The organism is Streptomyces sp. NPDC003032 (genome assembly GCF_053591415.1).
Genome location: NZ_JBSFTT010000020.1, coordinates 39643 through 58012, shown reverse-complemented (window position 1 = coordinate 58012; position 18370 = coordinate 39643). Strand labels below are relative to the sequence as shown.

The 18370-nt window shown below is 71.1% G+C and carries 10 protein-coding genes; all 10 read left to right on the top strand.

Annotated features, from left to right (window positions below):
* The first annotated feature begins 26 nt into the window (after nucleotides 1-26).
* Nucleotides 27-9323: a Tc toxin subunit A-related protein gene (locus ACWDZ7_RS26270; RefSeq protein WP_451800275.1), complete on the top strand. Its 9297-nt coding sequence runs from the start codon at nucleotides 27-29 to the stop codon at nucleotides 9321-9323.
* 16 nt (nucleotides 9324-9339) lie between these two features.
* A complete protein-coding gene (locus ACWDZ7_RS26265) occupies nucleotides 9340-10548 on the top strand; it encodes a Kelch repeat-containing protein (RefSeq protein ID WP_451800274.1) in 1209 nt (402 codons plus the stop codon).
* Between the two features lie 20 nt (nucleotides 10549-10568).
* Nucleotides 10569-11780 (top strand): Kelch repeat-containing protein, encoded by a 1212-nt coding sequence (locus ACWDZ7_RS26260; protein ID WP_451800272.1) that lies wholly within the window; start codon nucleotides 10569-10571, stop codon nucleotides 11778-11780.
* On the top strand, nucleotides 11761-12837 hold the full coding sequence (locus ACWDZ7_RS26255) for a hypothetical protein (protein ID WP_451800375.1): 1077 nt from the start codon (nucleotides 11761-11763) through the stop codon (nucleotides 12835-12837). Before ACWDZ7_RS26260 ends, ACWDZ7_RS26255 begins: the two co-directional genes overlap by 20 nt.
* 158 nt (nucleotides 12838-12995) lie before the next feature.
* Nucleotides 12996-13199 carry a hypothetical protein gene (locus ACWDZ7_RS26250; protein ID WP_451800271.1) on the top strand — a complete coding sequence of 68 codons (204 nt, stop codon included), beginning with the start codon at nucleotides 12996-12998 and terminating at the stop codon, nucleotides 13197-13199.
* Nucleotides 13200-13237: 38 nt separating this feature from the next.
* Entirely contained in the window at nucleotides 13238-13975 is a 738-nt protein-coding gene (locus ACWDZ7_RS26245; RefSeq protein ID WP_451800269.1) for a VOC family protein, read from the top strand.
* A 71-nt stretch (nucleotides 13976-14046) separates the two neighbouring features.
* Nucleotides 14047-14319: a hypothetical protein gene (locus tag ACWDZ7_RS26240; RefSeq protein ID WP_451800267.1), complete on the top strand. Its 273-nt coding sequence runs from the start codon at nucleotides 14047-14049 to the stop codon at nucleotides 14317-14319.
* A 444-nt stretch (nucleotides 14320-14763) separates the two neighbouring features.
* Nucleotides 14764-15690, top strand: coding sequence for a hypothetical protein (locus ACWDZ7_RS26235; RefSeq protein WP_451800266.1), 927 nt, complete (start codon nucleotides 14764-14766; stop codon nucleotides 15688-15690).
* A 164-nt stretch (nucleotides 15691-15854) separates the two neighbouring features.
* Entirely contained in the window at nucleotides 15855-16913 is a 1059-nt protein-coding gene (locus tag ACWDZ7_RS26230) for a LacI family DNA-binding transcriptional regulator (protein ID WP_451800265.1), read from the top strand.
* 125 nt (nucleotides 16914-17038) lie between these two features.
* Nucleotides 17039-18370 carry an extracellular solute-binding protein gene (locus tag ACWDZ7_RS26225; protein ID WP_451800263.1) on the top strand — a complete coding sequence of 444 codons (1332 nt, stop codon included), beginning with the start codon at nucleotides 17039-17041 and terminating at the stop codon, nucleotides 18368-18370.

The following is an 18370-nucleotide window of genomic DNA, read 5'->3' as shown; positions in this document are numbered from 1 at the left end:
GACGGAACCGATGGGAAAGAAGACACATGTCCGTCCCGCACACCAACGCCACCCAGCCAGAGCAGCCCGCAGCGCACACCCTCACCGGCACGGTGACCCGCCACGACGGATCGCCCGCCGCTGGTGCCGTGGTGACCGTCGCCTGGCGGCGGCTGCGGTCCGAGGCACCGGCCGGACAGGTCACCACCGGCCCCGATGGCACGTACCGCCTCTCCTGCCCGGCTCCGGACACCCCCGCGGACCTCGTCGTCCGCGCCTGCCGGCCGCGCCCCGGCGGGGGCGAGCTGACCGCGGAACTGCTGCGCACCGCCCCCGGACCACGTGAGCGCGTGGACCTGACGCTGCCCGCGGACGGCACCACGGAGTACGAACGGCTGCTGGCCGAGATCACCCCGCTGCTCGACGGCACGGCGCTCGCCGAGCTCACCCAGAGCGGCGACCGGCAGGACCTCGGCTTCCTGGCGCGGGCCACAGGCCGCAACACGGCGCAGATCGGCTACGCGGCCACCGCCGCCCGGCACGCCGCCACCACAGGACTGCCCGCCGAGCACTTCTACGCGCTGCTCCGGTTCGGTCTGCCGTCCGCACTGACCGCACTGGCGCGCACCTCGCCGGCCGGTCTGCGCGCCGCGCTGCTCGCCGCCGCCGACGCGGGGGTGACCGGCGTGGCCGACCCGGCCGACCTCGACGCCTTCGCGCACGGGCTGCGGGACCAGGAGGTGGCCGCGGTCGCCGCGCCCGACCCCGCGCCGGCGGACCCGGTCGCCGAGCTGTTCGCACTCGCCGTTCCGGACGCGGACCGCAGAGCCGAGGTGTACCGGGCCTACCTGGACCGCCCGGACGCGGCGGATTTCTGGGCCGCGCAGCCGGCCGCCGAGGCGGACCGGCTGCGGCTCACGCTCCGCCTAGGCTCGGCGACCGGCAACAACGTGCCCCTCGTCAAGACGCTGCTGGACCGGTTCGACGCCGGTGAGCTAGGTCACCCGGGCGAGCTGGCCCGCCTCAGCGGGGCGGACTGGGCGGCGCTGGCCGCCGAGACGGGCGTGCCGCAGAGCTGTCGGAGCGCCTTCGCACTCGGCGAGGAGATCGAGGGACCGTACGGCGACCTCGTGGCCGGGCTCGTCGCCCAGGCCCACCCCACCGCCCACCTCGCGCACGGCCTCGCCGCCGAGACCGCCGACTCCCCGGCCGCGGCCTTCCTCGCCGACCACCCCGACTTCGACCTCACCACCACGCGCGTCGACGCCGCCACGGTGACCGACGGGGCCGCGCGCGAGGAACTGGCCGGCCTCCAGCGCCTCGCCGTGCTCAGCCCGCGGTACGACGTGGTGAAGGCCCTGCGCGACCACGGCTTCGACTCGGCGTACGCGGTGGCGAAGGCGGGCCGGGACGCCTTCGTGCGGCACTTCGCGGACGCCCTCGGCGAGGAGCGCGCGCGGGCCGTCCACGCCCGCGCCGCGCAGGTGCACGGGGCCGCGGCCACCCTCGTCGCCGACCTGCGCACCGCGGCCCACTTCGACCTGCCCTGGCTGTCCTCGCCGACGGCGTCCGCCACGCTCGCCGCCCAGATTCCCGACTGGGAGGAACTGTTCGGCTCCCCCGACTACTGCGCCTGCTCCGACTGCCGGTCCGTGCACGGCCAGGCCGCGTACCTCGTCGATCTGCTGCTCTCGCTGCGCGACATCGGCATCGAGGGCGACCCCGAGCCCCCCGGCGGTGAGGGCCACGTCGCCAACGCGCTGTACCGGCGTCGGCCCGACCTCTGGGACACCGAGCTGACCTGCGACAACACCAACCTTCAGCTGCCGTACGCGGACCTGGTGAGCGAGCTGCTCGAAGACGCCGTGTCGCCCACGCACATCCCCGCCCGCCGACGGCAGACCAGCGGCGACCCGGCCCAACTGCGCGCCCAGCCGCAGCACGTCAACGCCGACGCCTACGAGGTGCTGCGCACAGCCGTGTACCCGTTCGTTCTGCCCTTCGATCTGTGGGGTGAGCAGACCCGCGTCTGCCTCACCCACCTCGGTGTCCGCCGTGACGCGCTGATGGCCGCCCTGCGGCCCGCCACCGCGACCGGGACAGCCGTGGCCGTCGAACGCGTCGGCCTGCCACCGGTGGGCGGGCGGATCGTCGCGGGCGAGCCGCTCACCCCTGGGCGCACGCTCGCCGAGTTCTACGGCCTGCCCGCCGCCACCGCACCCGAGGACCTGGTCGAAAAGCTGACCGTGGTACGGCGGATGCTGGACGCGACGGGCCTGGTCTACGCCGACCTGCTCGCGATCCTCGACACCCGCTTCGTCAACCCGCGCGCCACGATCCGGATAGGAGCCAGCGACGGCGGCTCGCCCTGCGACACCAACAATCTGTATCTGAGGGGCCTGGACGCCGCGGCACTCGACCGTCTCCACCGCTTCGTCCGCCTCCAGCGGGCGCTCGACTGGCCGGTCCTCGACCTCGACCACGTCGTGATGTCCGCCAACAACCAGGGCCGTCTCGACGCCACCACCCTGCGCGGTGCCGTCGCCGTCCAGCGGCTCGCCGAGCGGCTGCGGCTGACCCGCGAACAGGCCCTGGTCTTCTACGGCCCCCTGCCCACCCATCGCTACACCACGGGCGACCGTCCCGCGCTGTACGACCGGCTGTTCCTCGACCCCTCCGTCGTCCAACTGGAACCGGGACAGACGAGCCCGTTCGCCCTGAACCCGGAGCGCGCCGAGCTCGCCGTGATCGGCGATCTGCTCGCCCCGGCCGTCACCTCCGCCCTGCTCGCCGTCCTGGAGGTCACCGACACCGAACTCGCCGAGCTGGTCACCGGCCCCCGCTCGGTGACCCCGAACCGGCTCCTGACCCTGGCGAACCTGTCCGCCCTGTACCGGACGGTGACCCTTGCCCGCGCCCTGGACCTGCCCATCGCCGAGCTGCTCCGGCTGATCGAGCTCTACGGCAGCGGCGGCCCGTTCCCCATCCCGCCGGACCAGTTCAACGGCGGCGAGCCCGACCTGCGCTCCGGCGTACCGATGCGGCACCCGGCGCACCCTCTGCTGCCGGCCCGCGCCGGCGGCGACGAACCGGAACTTCTCACCGGCGGACTCCTGACCCGGCCGGGCCACCCCGACGCTCCCGTCGCCGCGCTGCCCCCGGTCGACGCGCTGGTCTTCGCCACCGAGCGGTTCCTCGACGCGGTCGACGCGCTCCACGCGCGCGGCTTCACCGTGCCCGAGGTGGACGCGGTACTCACCGCCTCCGTACCCGCCCACGAAGGCCCGATCCCGGACGCGGACGCCCAGTCCGCCACCCTCACCGCCCTGCGCGCCGCACTCCAGACCGTCCACGAGCAGACCGCGAAGACCAGCGACGACAAGGGCGAGCTGACCAAGAAGCACCTGGCCCTGCTCGGCTGGGACACCGGGCTCGTGCAGCAGGCCGTCTCCACCCTGCTGGGAACCGTCCAGTACGCCGTGACCGTGCACGGCGTACCCGACGGGCTGTTCCAGCTCACCGGCATGCCCGTGCGGTACGACGGCGAGAGCCGGCTGCTGGTCTTCACCGGGCCGATGACCAACGCCGAGCGGGACACCCTGAACCGGCTGCCCGGCGCCACCGACACCTGGCGCGCCGCTGTGGAGACCCTCTACCAGGAGCCCCGCACCTTCACCGCGACCCGTATGAAGGCGCTGCGCCCGCCGCTGTACACCGTGCCCCTCGCCGTCGAACCGCCCGTGCTGAAGCTGCCGGCCAAGCTCGCAGGCACGGTCTTCTACGACGTGACCCGCGGGGCGCTGTGCTCACGGGCCTATCTGCCGCCCGACGAATTGGCCGCGGTCCGCGCCGCCTGGGACGACGACGCCTACCGACAGGCCGTCGACGCTCTGGGACACGTGCAGGACGAGCCTCCCGCGCCCGGCGAGGGCTTTGTCACCGCGGCCGACCGGCGGACGCTGTTCGACACACGGACCTCGCCCGCGGCCCGCTTCAAGCTGGTGCTGGAGCGACTCAACCCGTATCTGCGCCGCCGGCTCAGCGAGACCACCGTCAAGCAGCAGGTGGGCCAGGCCGCCGGACTGGACACCGCCGTCGCGGACGTCCTCCTCGGCGTCTGGCTGCGCTCGCCGTCGAAGCCGACCGCGCTGCAGGACTTCCTGGCGCCCCGCTTCGTCGGCAGCGACCCCGCGGTGGAGGTCGCCCCGCAGGGCTTCCCGGAGCAGTTCACCACCCTGACGCTGGTGCACCGCGTGGCGCTCGTACTGTCCCGGTTGTCGGTGACCGCCGAGGAGATCCCGTGGGTCTTCGGATACGCGGCGAGCGCCGGCTGGCTGGACCTCAACACACTGCCCACCACCGCCCTGCCCGGCCCGTCCACGCTGTTCGCCCGGTTCGTGCGGCTGCTGGGACTGGCGCGGCTGCGCGACCGCGTCCCCGGCCACGCCCGGACGCTCCGCGCCGTCTTCACCGCCGCCCGCGTCCCCGGAACCACGGCGGCGGACGTCACCGCCGAACTCGTCCGTCAGACGGGGTGGGACCCGGCCGATCTCGACGTGCTCACCGGTGACGGGTTGCTGGGACTGACCGCCCCCGCCGACTTCTACGGCGAGGAGGGCCTGCTGCAGCTGCTCTCGGCGATCACCCTCGTCCACCGGCTGGGGGTATCGGCGGAGCGTGCCGCCGCCTGGCTGCCCGCGGACGTCGACGCGGAAGCGGCGCAGTCGGCGTGGCAGGCGGCCAAGGCCCGGCACAGTCTGCGCGACTGGCCCGCGGTCGGCGGAGCGCTGCGGGACAGGCTGCGCGAGAAGCAGCGGGTGGCGCTCGTCGGCCAGCTGATCGCCAACCCCCGGCGCGACAGCACCGGGCAGCCGCGCTGGCACGACACCAACACCCTCTTCGACTACTTCCTGATCGACGTGGAGATGGGCCCCGCCCAGCTCACCACGCGCATCGCGCAGGCGATCTTCAGCGTGCAGCTGTACATCCAGCGCATCCAGCTCAACCTCGAAGACGTCTTCATCTACCCGAACGCCGAGTACTGGAAGCGCTGGGAGTGGATGAAGGCGTACCGGCTGTGGGAGGCGAACCAGAAGGTCTTCCTCTACCCGGAGAACTACTTCGAGCCGGAGCTGCGGATCGGCAAGTCGCCGCAGTTCGCTGAGCTGGAGAACGAGCTGATGCAGAAGGAGGTCACCGAGGCCAACGTCGAGAAGGCCTTCGTGCACTATCTGGAGAAGCTCGACGACATCGCCCACCTCAGGCCCGTCGGCTCGTACTGCCACGTCAGGCCCGACGGGGAGACCGTGTACGTCTTCGCCCGCACGGACGCCTCCCCGGGCAGTTACCACTTCCGGCGGTGGGAGAACCGCACCACGTGGTCACCGTGGGAGAAGGTCGACCTCGACTTCGACACCGACATGATCGTGCCGATCGTGTGGAACGGCCATCTGTACGTGTTCTGGGCCTCGCTGACCGAACAGCAGGTCAAGGACAAGTTCAAGATCGGGGAGGGCGCGGAGATGCCGCCCGACCCGATGACGTACTGGAAGGTCCAGCTCAACTGGGGCCGGTACGCGGACGGCGGCTGGGAGGCCAAGAAGATCGCCGACGGCGCGCTGGAGACCGACATCAAGATGGGGATCCCGGCAGCCGCCAACATCTACAAGTACGTCCTGTTGCCGGAGATCGACGGCCCGTCCGGGGACCTGCTGCTCTGGCTGGTCTACAGCGACACGGGATACAACCCGAACCCCACCCACCACATCTCGGGGAACTTCCGCTTCAGTCTGCGCCGCAACAGCGTCTACATCGACCCCATGGCGCTGCGCCCCAGGGAGACGTACACCGGACCCCCGCCGGCGATCGACACCCTCTTCGCCGATGTGCACTACAACGAGCGCGTCGAGGACGAGATCCTCCCCGGGACCGCTTGGAGCCACATGTCGGTCTTCGACCCGCTGTCGGACCCGCTCGACCCGAGGCAGATCTACCTCTTCCAGGCGACGCCCGGGCGCCATCTCTACCGGCTGTACGAGTCGTACCAGTTCCGCGACCCCGTCCAGCGCTACCTGAAGTACTTCACCGACGGGACGCGCACCTATCTGATGGAGGGGCGGGACGTGCCGGGGGACCTCGCGGCCGGGCCCGGCGAGACGGCCGACGACGGGACGCTTGGTGCGTGCGCCTTCGCCGCCGAGATGGCCACGGTGGTCAAGTTCCGGTTCCTGCCCTTCTACCACCCGCACACCAACGCGTTCCTCTACGAATACGCCCGCTCCGGCCTCGCGGGCGTCTACGAGCGGAATCTCCAGCTGCACCCGGAGCGGTGGACCGGCCCCTTCGACTTCGCCTCGCCGGACATGTACAAGCCGTATACGGAGGACAAGGACCGCATCATCCGGCCCTACCCGGGCGAGCCCGTGGAGTTCGCGCTGGGCGACGCCTACGCCGAGTACAACTGGGAACTGTTCTTCCATGTGCCTCTGCTCATCGCCGAGCGGCTCTCCGCCAACCAGCGCTTCGACGAGGCGCTGAAGTGGTTCCACCGCATCTTCGATCCCACGAACCGGGACTCCGAGGCCGAGCGGCCGCAGCGCTTCTGGATCACCAAGCCGTTCTTCGAGGCGGGCGCGGACACCTACTACCAGCAGCGCATCGAGCGGATCCTGGAGAAGACCGCGCTCGGCGACGACGAGACTCTCAAGGCGGTCAGGAACTGGCTGCGCAACCCCTTCCAGCCGGACGCCGTAGCCCGCACCCGGACCACCGCCTATCAGAAGGCCGTGGTGATGAAGTACCTGGACAACCTGATCGCGTGGGCCGACCAGCTGTTCCGCCAGAACACCCTGGAGACGATCAACCAGGCCACCCAGCTGTACGTCCTCGCCGCCGAGCTGCTCGGCCGGCGTCCGCAGGAGATCACCCGAGGTGTCCCCGCGCCGCAGAGCTACCGCGAACTCCTCAACGCCGACCGGCCGGTGCGGGACGCGGTCGTCGCCGTGGAGAACGTGCTCGTCGGCGCCGTCGGCGGCGACGCGTCCGCAAACCTGCTGCCCGGAGTGAACCTGAACTGGCTGTACTACTTCTGCCTGCCCCGCAACGACAAACTCGTCGGCTACTGGGACACCGTGGCCGACCGGCTGTTCAAGATCCGCAATTCGCTGGACATCGAGGGCGTACGCCGCGACGTGGCCCTGTTCGGTCCGCCGATCGACCCCTCGCTGCTGGTCCGGGCCACCGCCGCGGGCGTCGATCTGGGCCAGGTACTCGGCGATATCGGCGCACCCCTGCCGCACTACCGCTTCACCGGCATGGTCGCGAAGGCGAAGGAACTCGCCGGCGCGGTGGCCGGATTCGGGGCCAGAGTGCTGGACGCTCTGGAGAAGCGGGACGTCGAGGCGCTCGCCCGGCTGCGCGCCGGACACGAGGTCACCTTGCTCGACGCGGCCCGCGAAGTGCGCCGGCAGCAGGTGACAGAGGCCGCCGAGGCGTACAGCGCGGCGCAGCGCTCCAAGGCGGTCGCCGAGCACCGCGAGGAGTACTACGCGAGCCGCGAGTTCATGAACGCGTCCGAGACCTCGCACGCAGACCTGTCGGGCGAGGCCAAGACGCTCCAGTACATCGCGGCGGGCTTCCAGGGGGCGGCCGCGATCACCAGCCTCTTCCCGGAGGCCAAGGTGGGTTCCCCGTTCACCGTGGGACTCCAGTTCGGTGGCAACAACCTCACCAGTGCCCTCAACAGCCTGGCCGGCTCGCTCGGCAGCCTGATCGGTGCCCTGACGACGCAGGGCGGCGCGGCGCAGACCCTGGGCGGCTACCAGCGCCGGGCCGAGGAGTGGACCTTCCAGGCCGGGCAGGCACGCCTGGACAGCGCCCAGCTGGACAAGCAGATCGCCGCGGCCGAGATCCGGCAGGCCATCGCCGAGCGGGAGCTGGCCAACCACGACAGACAGCGGGAACAGGCCCGAGAGGTCGCGAGCTTCCTCGCGGGCAAGTTCTCCAGCACGGAGCTCTACGACTGGATGGCCGGACAACTGTCCACCGTGTACTTCCAGGCGTACCAGCTCGCCTACGACGTGGCCAAGCGCGCCGAGCGCTCTTGGCGGCACGAACTCGCCGTCGCCGACTCGGACTTCATCACCTTCGGCTACTGGGACAGCCTGCACAAGGGGCTGCTGGCCGGGGAGCGGCTGGCGGGCGACCTGAACCGCATGGACGCGGCCTACCTCGACGCGAACGCCCGGGAGTTCGAGCTGACCAAACGGGTCTCCCTCGCCCAACTCGATGCCAACGCGCTGCTGCGGCTGAAGGAGACCGGACGCTGCTACGTCTCGCTGCCCGAGGCGGTCTTCGACCTGGACGGACCGGGCCACTACCAGCGGCGGATCAAGACCGTCGCCCTGACCGTGCCGTGCGTCGCGGGACCGTACACCTCGGTCAACCTGACGGCCCGGCTGCTGCACAGCAGCGTCCGGGCCGACCCGCGGATCACCGAGGGGGAGGCGTACGGCCGGGACAAGGCGGCCGACCCGCGGTTCCGTGACTACAGCGGCCCCGTCCAGTCCATCGTGACCAGCACCGGCCACGACGACAGCGGCCTGTTCGAGACCAACCTGAACGATGAGCGGTATCTGCCCTTCGAGGGGGAGGGGGCCATCAGTGAGTGGCAGCTCGAACTGCCCACGACTTACCGGCAGTTCGATTACGCCTCCATCACCGACGTGGTGTTCCACATCCGCTACACCGCGCGCGACGGCGGGCCGACGCTCGCCGCCGCGGCCGAGAACGACCTGCGCGACGCACTGGCCCGATGGGTGCACGCGGGCGGCGGCAAGGGCCTGATCCGCGCCTTCAGCGCGCGACGGGAGTACGCGGACCGCTGGAGCAGGTTCCTCGCCCCCGCCGGGACCGAGCCCGCCGCGCTGGAGTTCGGCATCACCAAGGACCGCTTCCCCTACCTCTTCCGGGACTTCGGCATCGACGTCGGCGCCGCCCAGGTGGTGCTGGTGCTGTCGAGGGAGACCGCGCCGGACGCCGACACCCCGTATCTGCGGTCGTTCCGCGACCCGCTGCCGCTCCGGGTCACCACCTCGGCGGGCGGCCGGGCCGACGCCGCCCTCACCGCGGACCCGGCCCTCGACGGCCAGCCGCACGCCCGGCTCACCGGGGTGACGCTGCGGGCGCGCGACGACGCCACGGTGACCGTCACCGTGTCCCGCGACGCCATCCGGGCGCTGCCCGAGCAGCTGCGCACCGGAGACCGGCTCAACCCCCAGGCGGTGACCGACCTGCTCCTGGTGTGCCCCTACCGCCTCGTCGAAGCCCCGCCCACCCCCGAATGACATGAGGAGACCACGCGTGAACACCCACCGTTCCCTGGCCGCGGGGCGCGTCCCGGCCCCCGAGACGGCTGCCGATGCCGTCGTGGCCACCGGCAGCTGGACCGCGGCCGGCCCGCTGCCCGCCCCCGGCTACTGGGCCGGCACGGACGCCGGGGCCGCCACCTTGAACGACGGGACGGTCCTGATCGCCGGCGGCGACGACGTGCGCCGCAACGCACAGGACACCACCGCCCTGTTCGACCCGGCCACCAAGAAGTGGACACCCGCGGCCAAGCTCTCGGTGAGCCGCCGCCTGCACACCCTGACCAAGCTGAGCGACGGACGAGTCCTGGCCGTCGGAGGGCTGAGCGGCCCGTACGGAGGTGTGTCGCAGTCCGGAGTCACCTCCGCCGAGATCTACGACCCGGCCTCCCGCGGCTGGACCGCCACCGGCGCGCTCCACGAGGGGAGATACGCGCACTCCGCGACGCTGCTCGCCGACGGCAAGGTCCTCGTCGCGGGCGGCCTCACCCCCCGGTCGGCGTCGTCACAGATGGCTTTGGGCTCGGCGGAGATCTACGATCCGGTCGGCCAGGAGTGGACCCGGACCGCCGACCCGATGAACGACGTGCGCTGCGGCCACCCGGCGGTGCTGCTGCGCACCGGCCGCGTCCTGGTCGCCGGGGGCATGTGCCCGATCGGCCGAGGGCTGTACGCGGGGCAGTCCTTCTGCGAGCTCTTCGATCCCGTCACCGGCCGCTGGACCCCCACGGCGGACCTGGCCTCCGTGCGCAAGAGCCACCAGGCGACGCTGCTGCGCGACGGCACCGTTCTGGTCACCGGCGGCGACAGCCCAGGACTCCAGGACGACTGGACCTACAACCCGTACAGCCAGTGGACCGCCGAGCGCTACGACCCGGCCACCGGGGCCTGGACCCCCGTCGAGAGCATGTCCACGGGCCGCAGCCACCACCGGGCGGTCCTGCTGCGCTCCGGACGACTCCTGGTGATCGGCGGCACCGACGACTCGACGTTCGACGTCGGCTACCAGAACGCGGAGGTCTACGACCCGCAGGCCAAGACCTGGACGCCGACGGGCGGGATGGTCGAGGGCCGGTGGGCCTTCACGACGGCCGAACTGCTCGACGGCAGGATCCTGGTGGCGGGCGGTCTCGTGCGGTCCGGATCCGCCGTCCCGGACAGTACCGACGTGCTCACCGACACCTCAGAGCTCTTCACGGCCTGACCGGATACGGAGTCGCAGCGATGACACGACGGACATCCCTCACCGCGGGGGGCTTCGGGGCCACACCGGCCGCGGGCGCGGCCGCCCCGGCGCCGGGCGCCTGGTTCGCCGCCGGAGAACTGCCCACAGCACGCCGCTGGTTCGGCCCCGCCGACGGAGCGGTGCCGCTGGCGGACGGCACGGCTCTGATCGCGGGTGGGGCGCTTGTGGGCGGGGCGCCCACCGACGAGGCCCTTGTGTTCGACCCCGTCGCCACCGTGTGGACCGTCACCGGCCCCCTCGGCACCGCACGCCACAGCCACAGCCTGACCCCCCTGGCCGACGGCCGCGTCCTGGCCGCCGGGGGCACAGGCCCCACCGGGCCGGACGCGGTCGGGCGTCTGGACACGGCGGAACTCTACGACCCCGTCACCCGCACCTGGACCCCGACCACCGGCAAGATGACCACCGCACGGTCGTCGCACGCGGCGACCGTCCTGGCCGACGGGCGGGTCCTGGTGAGCGGCGGGGAGGGCGACCGTGTCCCGCGAGCGAGCGGGCGCGGGCTGTACTCCGCCGAGCTCTTCGACCCCACAACCGGCGAGTGGACCGCCGCCGCGGCGATGACCGACGCACGGATCGCTCACCCGGCCGTACTGCTTCAGGACGGCCGTGTCCTTGCCGTCGGCGGACTGCGCGGCACCGGTCGTACCACCGGCATCGGACAGGGGTTCTGCGAGCTGTACGACCCGGCGGACGACACCTGGACGCCGACGGGCAGCCTCTACACCCCCCGCTGCAACCACCAGGCGACGCTGCTGCACGACGGCACGGTCCTGGTCACCGGCGGCGACGGCCTCACTGTCCGCCACGAGCGCGGCTTCGTACCGTTCGGGCTGTGGCGCACCGAACGCTACGACCCGGCGACCGGCGCCTGGACCGTAGCCCAGAACATGCCGACCGGCCGCACCTGTCACCGCGCCGTCGCTCTGCCCTCCGGCAAGGTGCTCGTACTGGGCGGCACCGACAGCGCCACCCGGGACGCCGGATACGCCGCCGCGACGCTGTTCGACCCCCTCATGCGAACGTGGACCCCCACCGGCGGCATGAGCACGGGCCGCTACTTCTGCGCCGCGACACCGCTGCCGGACGGCTCGGTACTGGCCACGGGCGGCACGGTCCGCGCCGGCAGGGCGAACCCCGCATCGGGCGAGGACCTGGTCACCGCGACGACTGAGGTCTTCTGGATCTGAGTTCCCAAGGGGCGGGGCCAAGCGCGAACCGGCGCACGCCCGTCAGAAGTACGGGAATGGGATCCAGCTTCCGGTGCTCATGGAGTCAGGGACGTTTGCCGTGGACCCGGCCCCCTGGGGAGGGCCGTGGCGGATGTGGGACGAGATCGATCCGGGCGAGGCGGAGGCGCGCGGCGTCTACGCGCCGGTCCACGCCCTGTCCGACAGCACGCCCGGGGCGATTGTCATCGCGCCCGGCGATATCCGCGGAACCCGGCTGATCCCCGAGAAGCGCGGCGGTGCCTGCTGTGGTCTGGACGGGGCCGACGGACCCAACGTGGCCTGCGAGGCGTGCGACCTGCCCGTGGCAACCAGGGTCGACGACTGCTCGCTCTGGCAGGCAGCGCGGCTCAGCCCAGACGCCGTGCGCCGCGTACTCGTCGACGGTGCCCACGTTGCGTCGCTCTCCTGGGCGGAACTGGCAGAGGGAGGGGAGAGCACGCCCCCGTTCGAGCCGATCGCCACATGGGGAGGACGGTTCGGGACGAGCCACTACTGGTCGTGGAGTCCGCAGTGGGAGGCGGCAGCCGGCCAGGCGCTCGCCCACCTGCTAGTAGCCTCCGAAGGGCAGCCGGTAAAGGTCCCCAACGGTCTGACCGCGGACGTGTTCCAACGCGCGCTCGACGCCCTGCTGCCCGCAGGCCTGCCACTGCGGCGCGCCGTCCTGGCTGGACCAGGAGAACCCTCCCCCGACGCGGGCGTCGACATCCTCCTCGTACCGGTCCATCCCCAGACAGGTCGGACCTGGACCCCCGCCGGCCCAGTTGCATCGGCATACCCGGTGCCCCTGCCGCTGGGAGTGTGGCTGTGGCTGGTCTCTCCCCAGCGGTACTTGCCGGTTCCCGCTTCGGGCGGCATACCCCAAGACGTCCTCCGCGACTACCCGCTCCCGCCGCAGCCGTCCGGCGATCGAACGGCGTCAGACTCGCGAGGGCCAACAGGTCGTCCAGCAGCGCGTCGACCCCTCGGTCCCCGCATGGTAAGTCCGCTCCGGGCGCACCCCCCAGTCAGGGGGTGAACCCCCCGATAGACGGGGGAGGCGGAAGAGTTGACATGGAGCCGTTGCCGCCTCTTTGCGGTCTCTTTCTTGAGACGACGTACTGCCGCAACCAAGATCAAGTTCTGGTCCCGGCAGCCGCTTGGACCGGATCTTCGAAAAGGAGACAAGGAGACAACGTGCAGATCAAGGCGGACAGACATACCCGGATCGCCGGCGTCGGCGCGGTCACCGCTCGCGTCCTGGACGGCGCACTCACCGCGGGCCCGACACCGGACGGCTCCTTCCTGCTCCGGGCCGCGTTCCCGGCTCCGGGCCACGGGCTCATGGAGCCGGAGAGGCGGTTGACGACACCGCGGACAGCAACCGCCCCCCAACCTTGAGGAGATCACCGACTTAGGGGTCACCTAAGGTGTGCGGCATGACGCTGCAACTTGTACAGGTGAACTTCAAGGCCCGGGACGACTCGGCGCTCGGTCAGTTCTGGGCGGAGGCGCTCGGCTGGGGTGTTTCCAGCGAAGGGCCTGGCGTCACCAACCTGGAACCCGTGGGTTTCGACTGGCCGGACCCGTCCGCCGTGTGCGTCGATCTCGTCCGCGTCCCGGACCCGGAGACGGTGAAGTACCGCGTGCACCTCGAGCTCGCCACCACCTCCGACGCCCATCAGGCGGAGTTGGTCGCACGGCTGAAAGACCTCGGGGCGACGCCCGTCGGCGTAGGCCAGGGCGACGTGCCGTGGACCGTGATGGCCGACCCGGAAGGCAACGTGTTCAGCGTCCTGGAGCCCCGGGAGCTCTACCGGGACACCGGGCCGATAGCCGCCGTGGTCGTCGACTGCGCCGACCCGCGGGCCATGGTCCGGTTCTGGGGCGAGGCGATCGACTGGACCGTCCACGAGCTGACCGACGACCGCGCCCTGCTGCGCTCCGTCAAGGGCGTCGGGCCGTACCTGGAGTTCCGCCGCACGCCCGACGACGAGGTCGTATGGAACCGCGTCCATCTCGACGTGATGTCCGACCCCGTCGAGGATCAGGCGAAGGAGGTCGCCCGGCTCGAAGGCCTCGGCGCGACACGGGCCGATGTGGGACAGGGTGACGTCTCCTGGGTCGTCCTGGCCGACCCGGCGGGCAACGAGTTCTGCGTCCTCGGCCGGGGCTGACGCCAACTCCGTCCGCGCCCGCAGGTGACGCACCGGGCCCGGCTGTCAGTGGCGGCTGGCAGGCTGAACGGATGGACCGTGATGACGAGCAGCTGCTGCGCCGCCGGGTCTACGGCGCTGACCACGACCAACCGGGCCCGCGGCCGGACCGGGCCTACGCCGAACTGGTCGGCGGGCCACTGGACGGCCTGCTGCTCGACATCACCGGCTGGACAGCGGACGAGGTCCGGACCGGCGTCGCGCTGAGGACCGAGCTCGGGCAGTTCGGCCCCGGCGGCAAGGCCCTGTACGACCCGCGCCCCGGCGAGCGGAATCACTGGGACTGGTCAGGCGACACGCCCTGATCACATCGCCGGACGCGTGGCCTGGCGCAGACCCGCGTCTCCTGCCGACCTCAGACGAGGCAGCTGTGCTGGCCGCACCGCACAAGGGCCTCGCCCCACGGGGGCCGCAGAGCGTGCCGCTGGAGTGGACGCAGTGCACGCCGTCGGCCTGGGCCGCACCGACATCGCCACGGACGTGGTCCTGACGGCGGCGCTCTAACCGCCGTACCGAGCCGCTACCCCCACATGTCCGTCGCCTACGCCTCGGATGGCGCGGAGAATGTCGACGCCGTCAGTCTCAAGGCCGCGCTGCCCCTCATCCGAGGTCCGTCGATGCCCCCGGGCCCGGTGACACCCCCGGTAGCGGGGGAGAGAGCGTGCCCTCGGGTCTGCCCTGCCGTACCTCGTCCGGTTGTCCCGCCGCGCCTAGGCTCGGCGGGGAGCGACCGGAGAGACGGGGCGAGCGTGCGCGAGACACAGAGAGCCGCGGAGCGGCAGACGACGGCGACGGCCGCCGGCGGGCCCGAGGCAGCGCGCCTCACGAACCTGGCCGCGCTTCAGCAGCGCGCGGGAAACGCGGCGGTGACGCGCTGGCTGCAGCGCCAGAAGGGCGACCTGAACGGGTCTTACGCCACGAGGCCTACCGAGCATCCCGAGTGGGGACCGTACGAGGAGCTGACGAATGCCGCGGGCATCCCGCGACCCCAGGCCGACGCCGCCTGGCAACTGCTGCTCGGAGGGGTCGACTCGCAGGGCGCGCTGAACGACGAGGCCATGGCGAAGACGAACGTCCGCCAGGAGCAGCGGGACATCCGTGCGTCGAACACGTGGTACCAGGAGTTCGTCAAGCTCATGACCGAGCATCTGGAGATCAAGACGCCCACCATGGCCCTGTGGTCGGGCGGCATCAGAACCAGCGACTACGCGTACGGGAAAGGCCACACACCGCTGGAGCGGACGCGGATCGGCAGCGTGCTCAACGTCCTGGAACTGCACCCGGACTGGTCGCTGAAGACGCCGATGTGGAACGTCCTGTCCAAGGCCTTCGTGGCCCGCGCGACCGGCCCCGTGCACATCTTCATGCGGGCCTACGGTCCAGAGAGCGTCCTCATCTCGCAGGAGGTCCCCCAGCTGCGGCTGGTCCAACAGCTGAACCCGGCCGTGAAGCTTGTCTGGCACCCGGTGTACACCACTCCCGACGGGCGGATGAGGGAGATCACGAGTGACTACCAACTCGTCGACAACGCCGAGTACGACGGGCGTGACAAATGCGTGAGCGTCCTCATCCAGTACCTCAGGATGTTCCATGTCGAGAACAACGTCGAGGCCACCCGTGCGCACGAGAGCATGGAGCAGTTGATCGTCGCGAACGGTCACAAGGACGGCGTCTGAAGCGGTGGCGCGACGCCGGGGCACCGGAAGATCGCGCAGTTCCTTGAGCGGATCCTGCGGGGACCCGCTCGAACCACCGAGCACCCCGTCTACCGGTGGACATGTCTTACGGTTTCCGGAAGGCGCCCGGAGTTTCCAGGCGTACAGCTACGGAGGTGGGGACGGTGGCCGGGGAAAGCGTTCAGCGCAAGGCGGGCACACGCAGTCCGGACGGGGTGGCGAAGGTGACGATCGCCGAGATCGCGCGGGAGGCCGGGGTGTCCGTGCCGACCGTTTCGCGTGTCGTCAACGGACGTTCGGACGTCTCGCCCGCGACCCGCGCCCGCATCGAGGACCTGTTGCACCGGCACGGATACCGGCGTCGGCCGACCGCGCCGGGGGCCCGGGCGGCCCTGCTCGACCTTGTCTTCAACGACCTGGACAGTCCGTGGGCCGTCGAGATCATCCGGGGTGTGGAGGAGGTCGCGCACGAGGCGGGCGTCGGCACGGTGGTCTCCGCGATCCATGACCGGGCGGGCGCCGCGCGACAGTGGATGACCAATCTGCGGGCACGCGCATCCGACGGAGTGATCCTCGTGACATCGGTGCTCGAACCGGGGCTCCACGACGAACTGCGGCGTCTGGGCGTGCCGTTGGTAGTGATCGACCCGGCCGGAACGCCCGCCACCGAGGTGCCGACCGTCGGTGCCACGAACTGGGCGGGCGGGATGGCGGCGACCGAGCATGTGCTCCAGCTCGGGCACCGGCGCATCGGGTTCATCGAGGGCCCGCCGCGGCTGCTGTGTTCACGGGCCCGGCTCGACGGCTATCGGGCCGCGCTGGACGTGGCCGGGGTCGCCGTCGACGACGCGCTCGTGGTAGCCGGAGACTTCTACCACGAGTCCGGATTCACCGGCACGGGGCGGCTGTTGGACCTCGGTGAACCGCCGACCGCGATCTTCGCCGCGAGCGACCAGATGGCGCTCGGCGCCATCGAGGCGCTGCGCCGTCGCGGCCTGCGGGTGCCGGAGGACATGAGCGTCGTCGGCTTCGACGACCTGCCGGAGGTCCGCTGGTCCTCACCTCCCCTCACGACGGTCCGCCAACCTCTGTCCGACATGGGCAAGCTGGCAGCACGGATGCTGCTCGACCTTGCGCGGAACGTCGCTCTGGCGTCGCCACGGGTGGAACTGGCGACCGAGCTGGTGGTCCGCGCGAGCACCGCACCGCCGCGTCACTTCTAACGGAACAGCACACTTCGGAGGCGTCAACGCCCGAGTACGTCAGGGGCGTTGACGCCTCCGACGTATGCCCGTAACTTCCATGGCCAACTCGCGATAACTCTCGGAACTATTCCGGAAGGTGCGCCATGCCAGCCTTCGACCGAGCCGTCACGTCCGCGTCCGGCGCCGCGTCCTCAGCTTTCTCCCGCCGCCGGTTTCTGGGGTCCGCGTCGGCGGCGGGACTGGGTGTGGCCGGTCTCTCCGCCTGCTCGGACTCCGGGTCCACCACCGACAGCGAGGGCCGGACCGTCGTGGAATGGTGGAACATCCAGACCACGGAGCCGTCGACATCCGTCTGGCCCGAGCGGGCCAAGGCGTTCGAGGCCGAGCATCCCGATACGCGCATCGAGCTCGTCACGATGGAGAACGACGCCTACAAGTCGAAGATGACGGCGCTGACCAGTTCCGGAAAGCTGCCGGACATCTACCACACGTGGGGCGGTGGTGTGCTTCAGCAGCAGATCGACGCCGGTCTTGTCGAGGATCTGACCCCCTCGATCCAGCCCTGGGCGGACACTCTCATGTCGGCTTCGTTGAAGCCGTACCAGATCGACGGCAAGACGTACGCCGTGCCTTTCGAGATCGGGGCGGTGGGCTTCTGGTACAACAAGGCGCTGTTCGCCGGGGCCGGCGTCAAGGCGCCGCCCGCCACCTGGGCGGATTACCTCGACGCGGTCAAGAAGCTGAAGAGCGCCGGTATCACCCCGATCGCCCTGGCGGGCAAGGAGAAGTGGCCCGGCATGTACTACTGGGCCTACCTGTCCCTGCGGATCGCCGGGGTCGGCGGCATGCGGAAAGCCGCTGACGCCGATGACTTCACCGGCGACGACTTCGTCAAGGCGGGTGAGCACCTCAAGGCACTCGTCGCGCTCCAGCCGTTCCAGAAGGGCCACCTCGGTGCCGCGTACTCCACGCCCAACGGCGAGGCGGCCACCATGGGCAACGGCGAGGCGGCGATGGAACTGATGGGCCAGTGGGCGCCCGTCGCGCAGGCCGACGCGGGCAAGGGCATCGGCAAGGACCTCGGATTCTTCCCGTTCCCCGCGGTCGCCGGTGGCAAGGGCGCCGTCACCGACGTCTTCGGCGGCGGAGGTGGCTACGCGGTGCGCAAGGGTGCGGCCAAGGCGGCCGTCGACTTCCTGAAGTTCTTCATGACGGCCGAGTCCGACCGCATCCTGGTGACGAAGGCCTCGATCATGCCCGTCGTCAAGGACGCGATGAGCGCCCTGACCGACCGCAATCTCACACTCGTCTCCGAGGCCGTCGACAAGGCGACCGGCTTCCAGCTCTACCTCGACCAGGCGTACCCGCCCGCCGTCGGCCAGGAGATCAACGACTCGGTGGCCGCCCTGATCGCCGGGTCCAAGTCGCCCGAGCAGGTGACCCGTTCGGTCACCCAGGTCGCGAAGAGCCAGTGA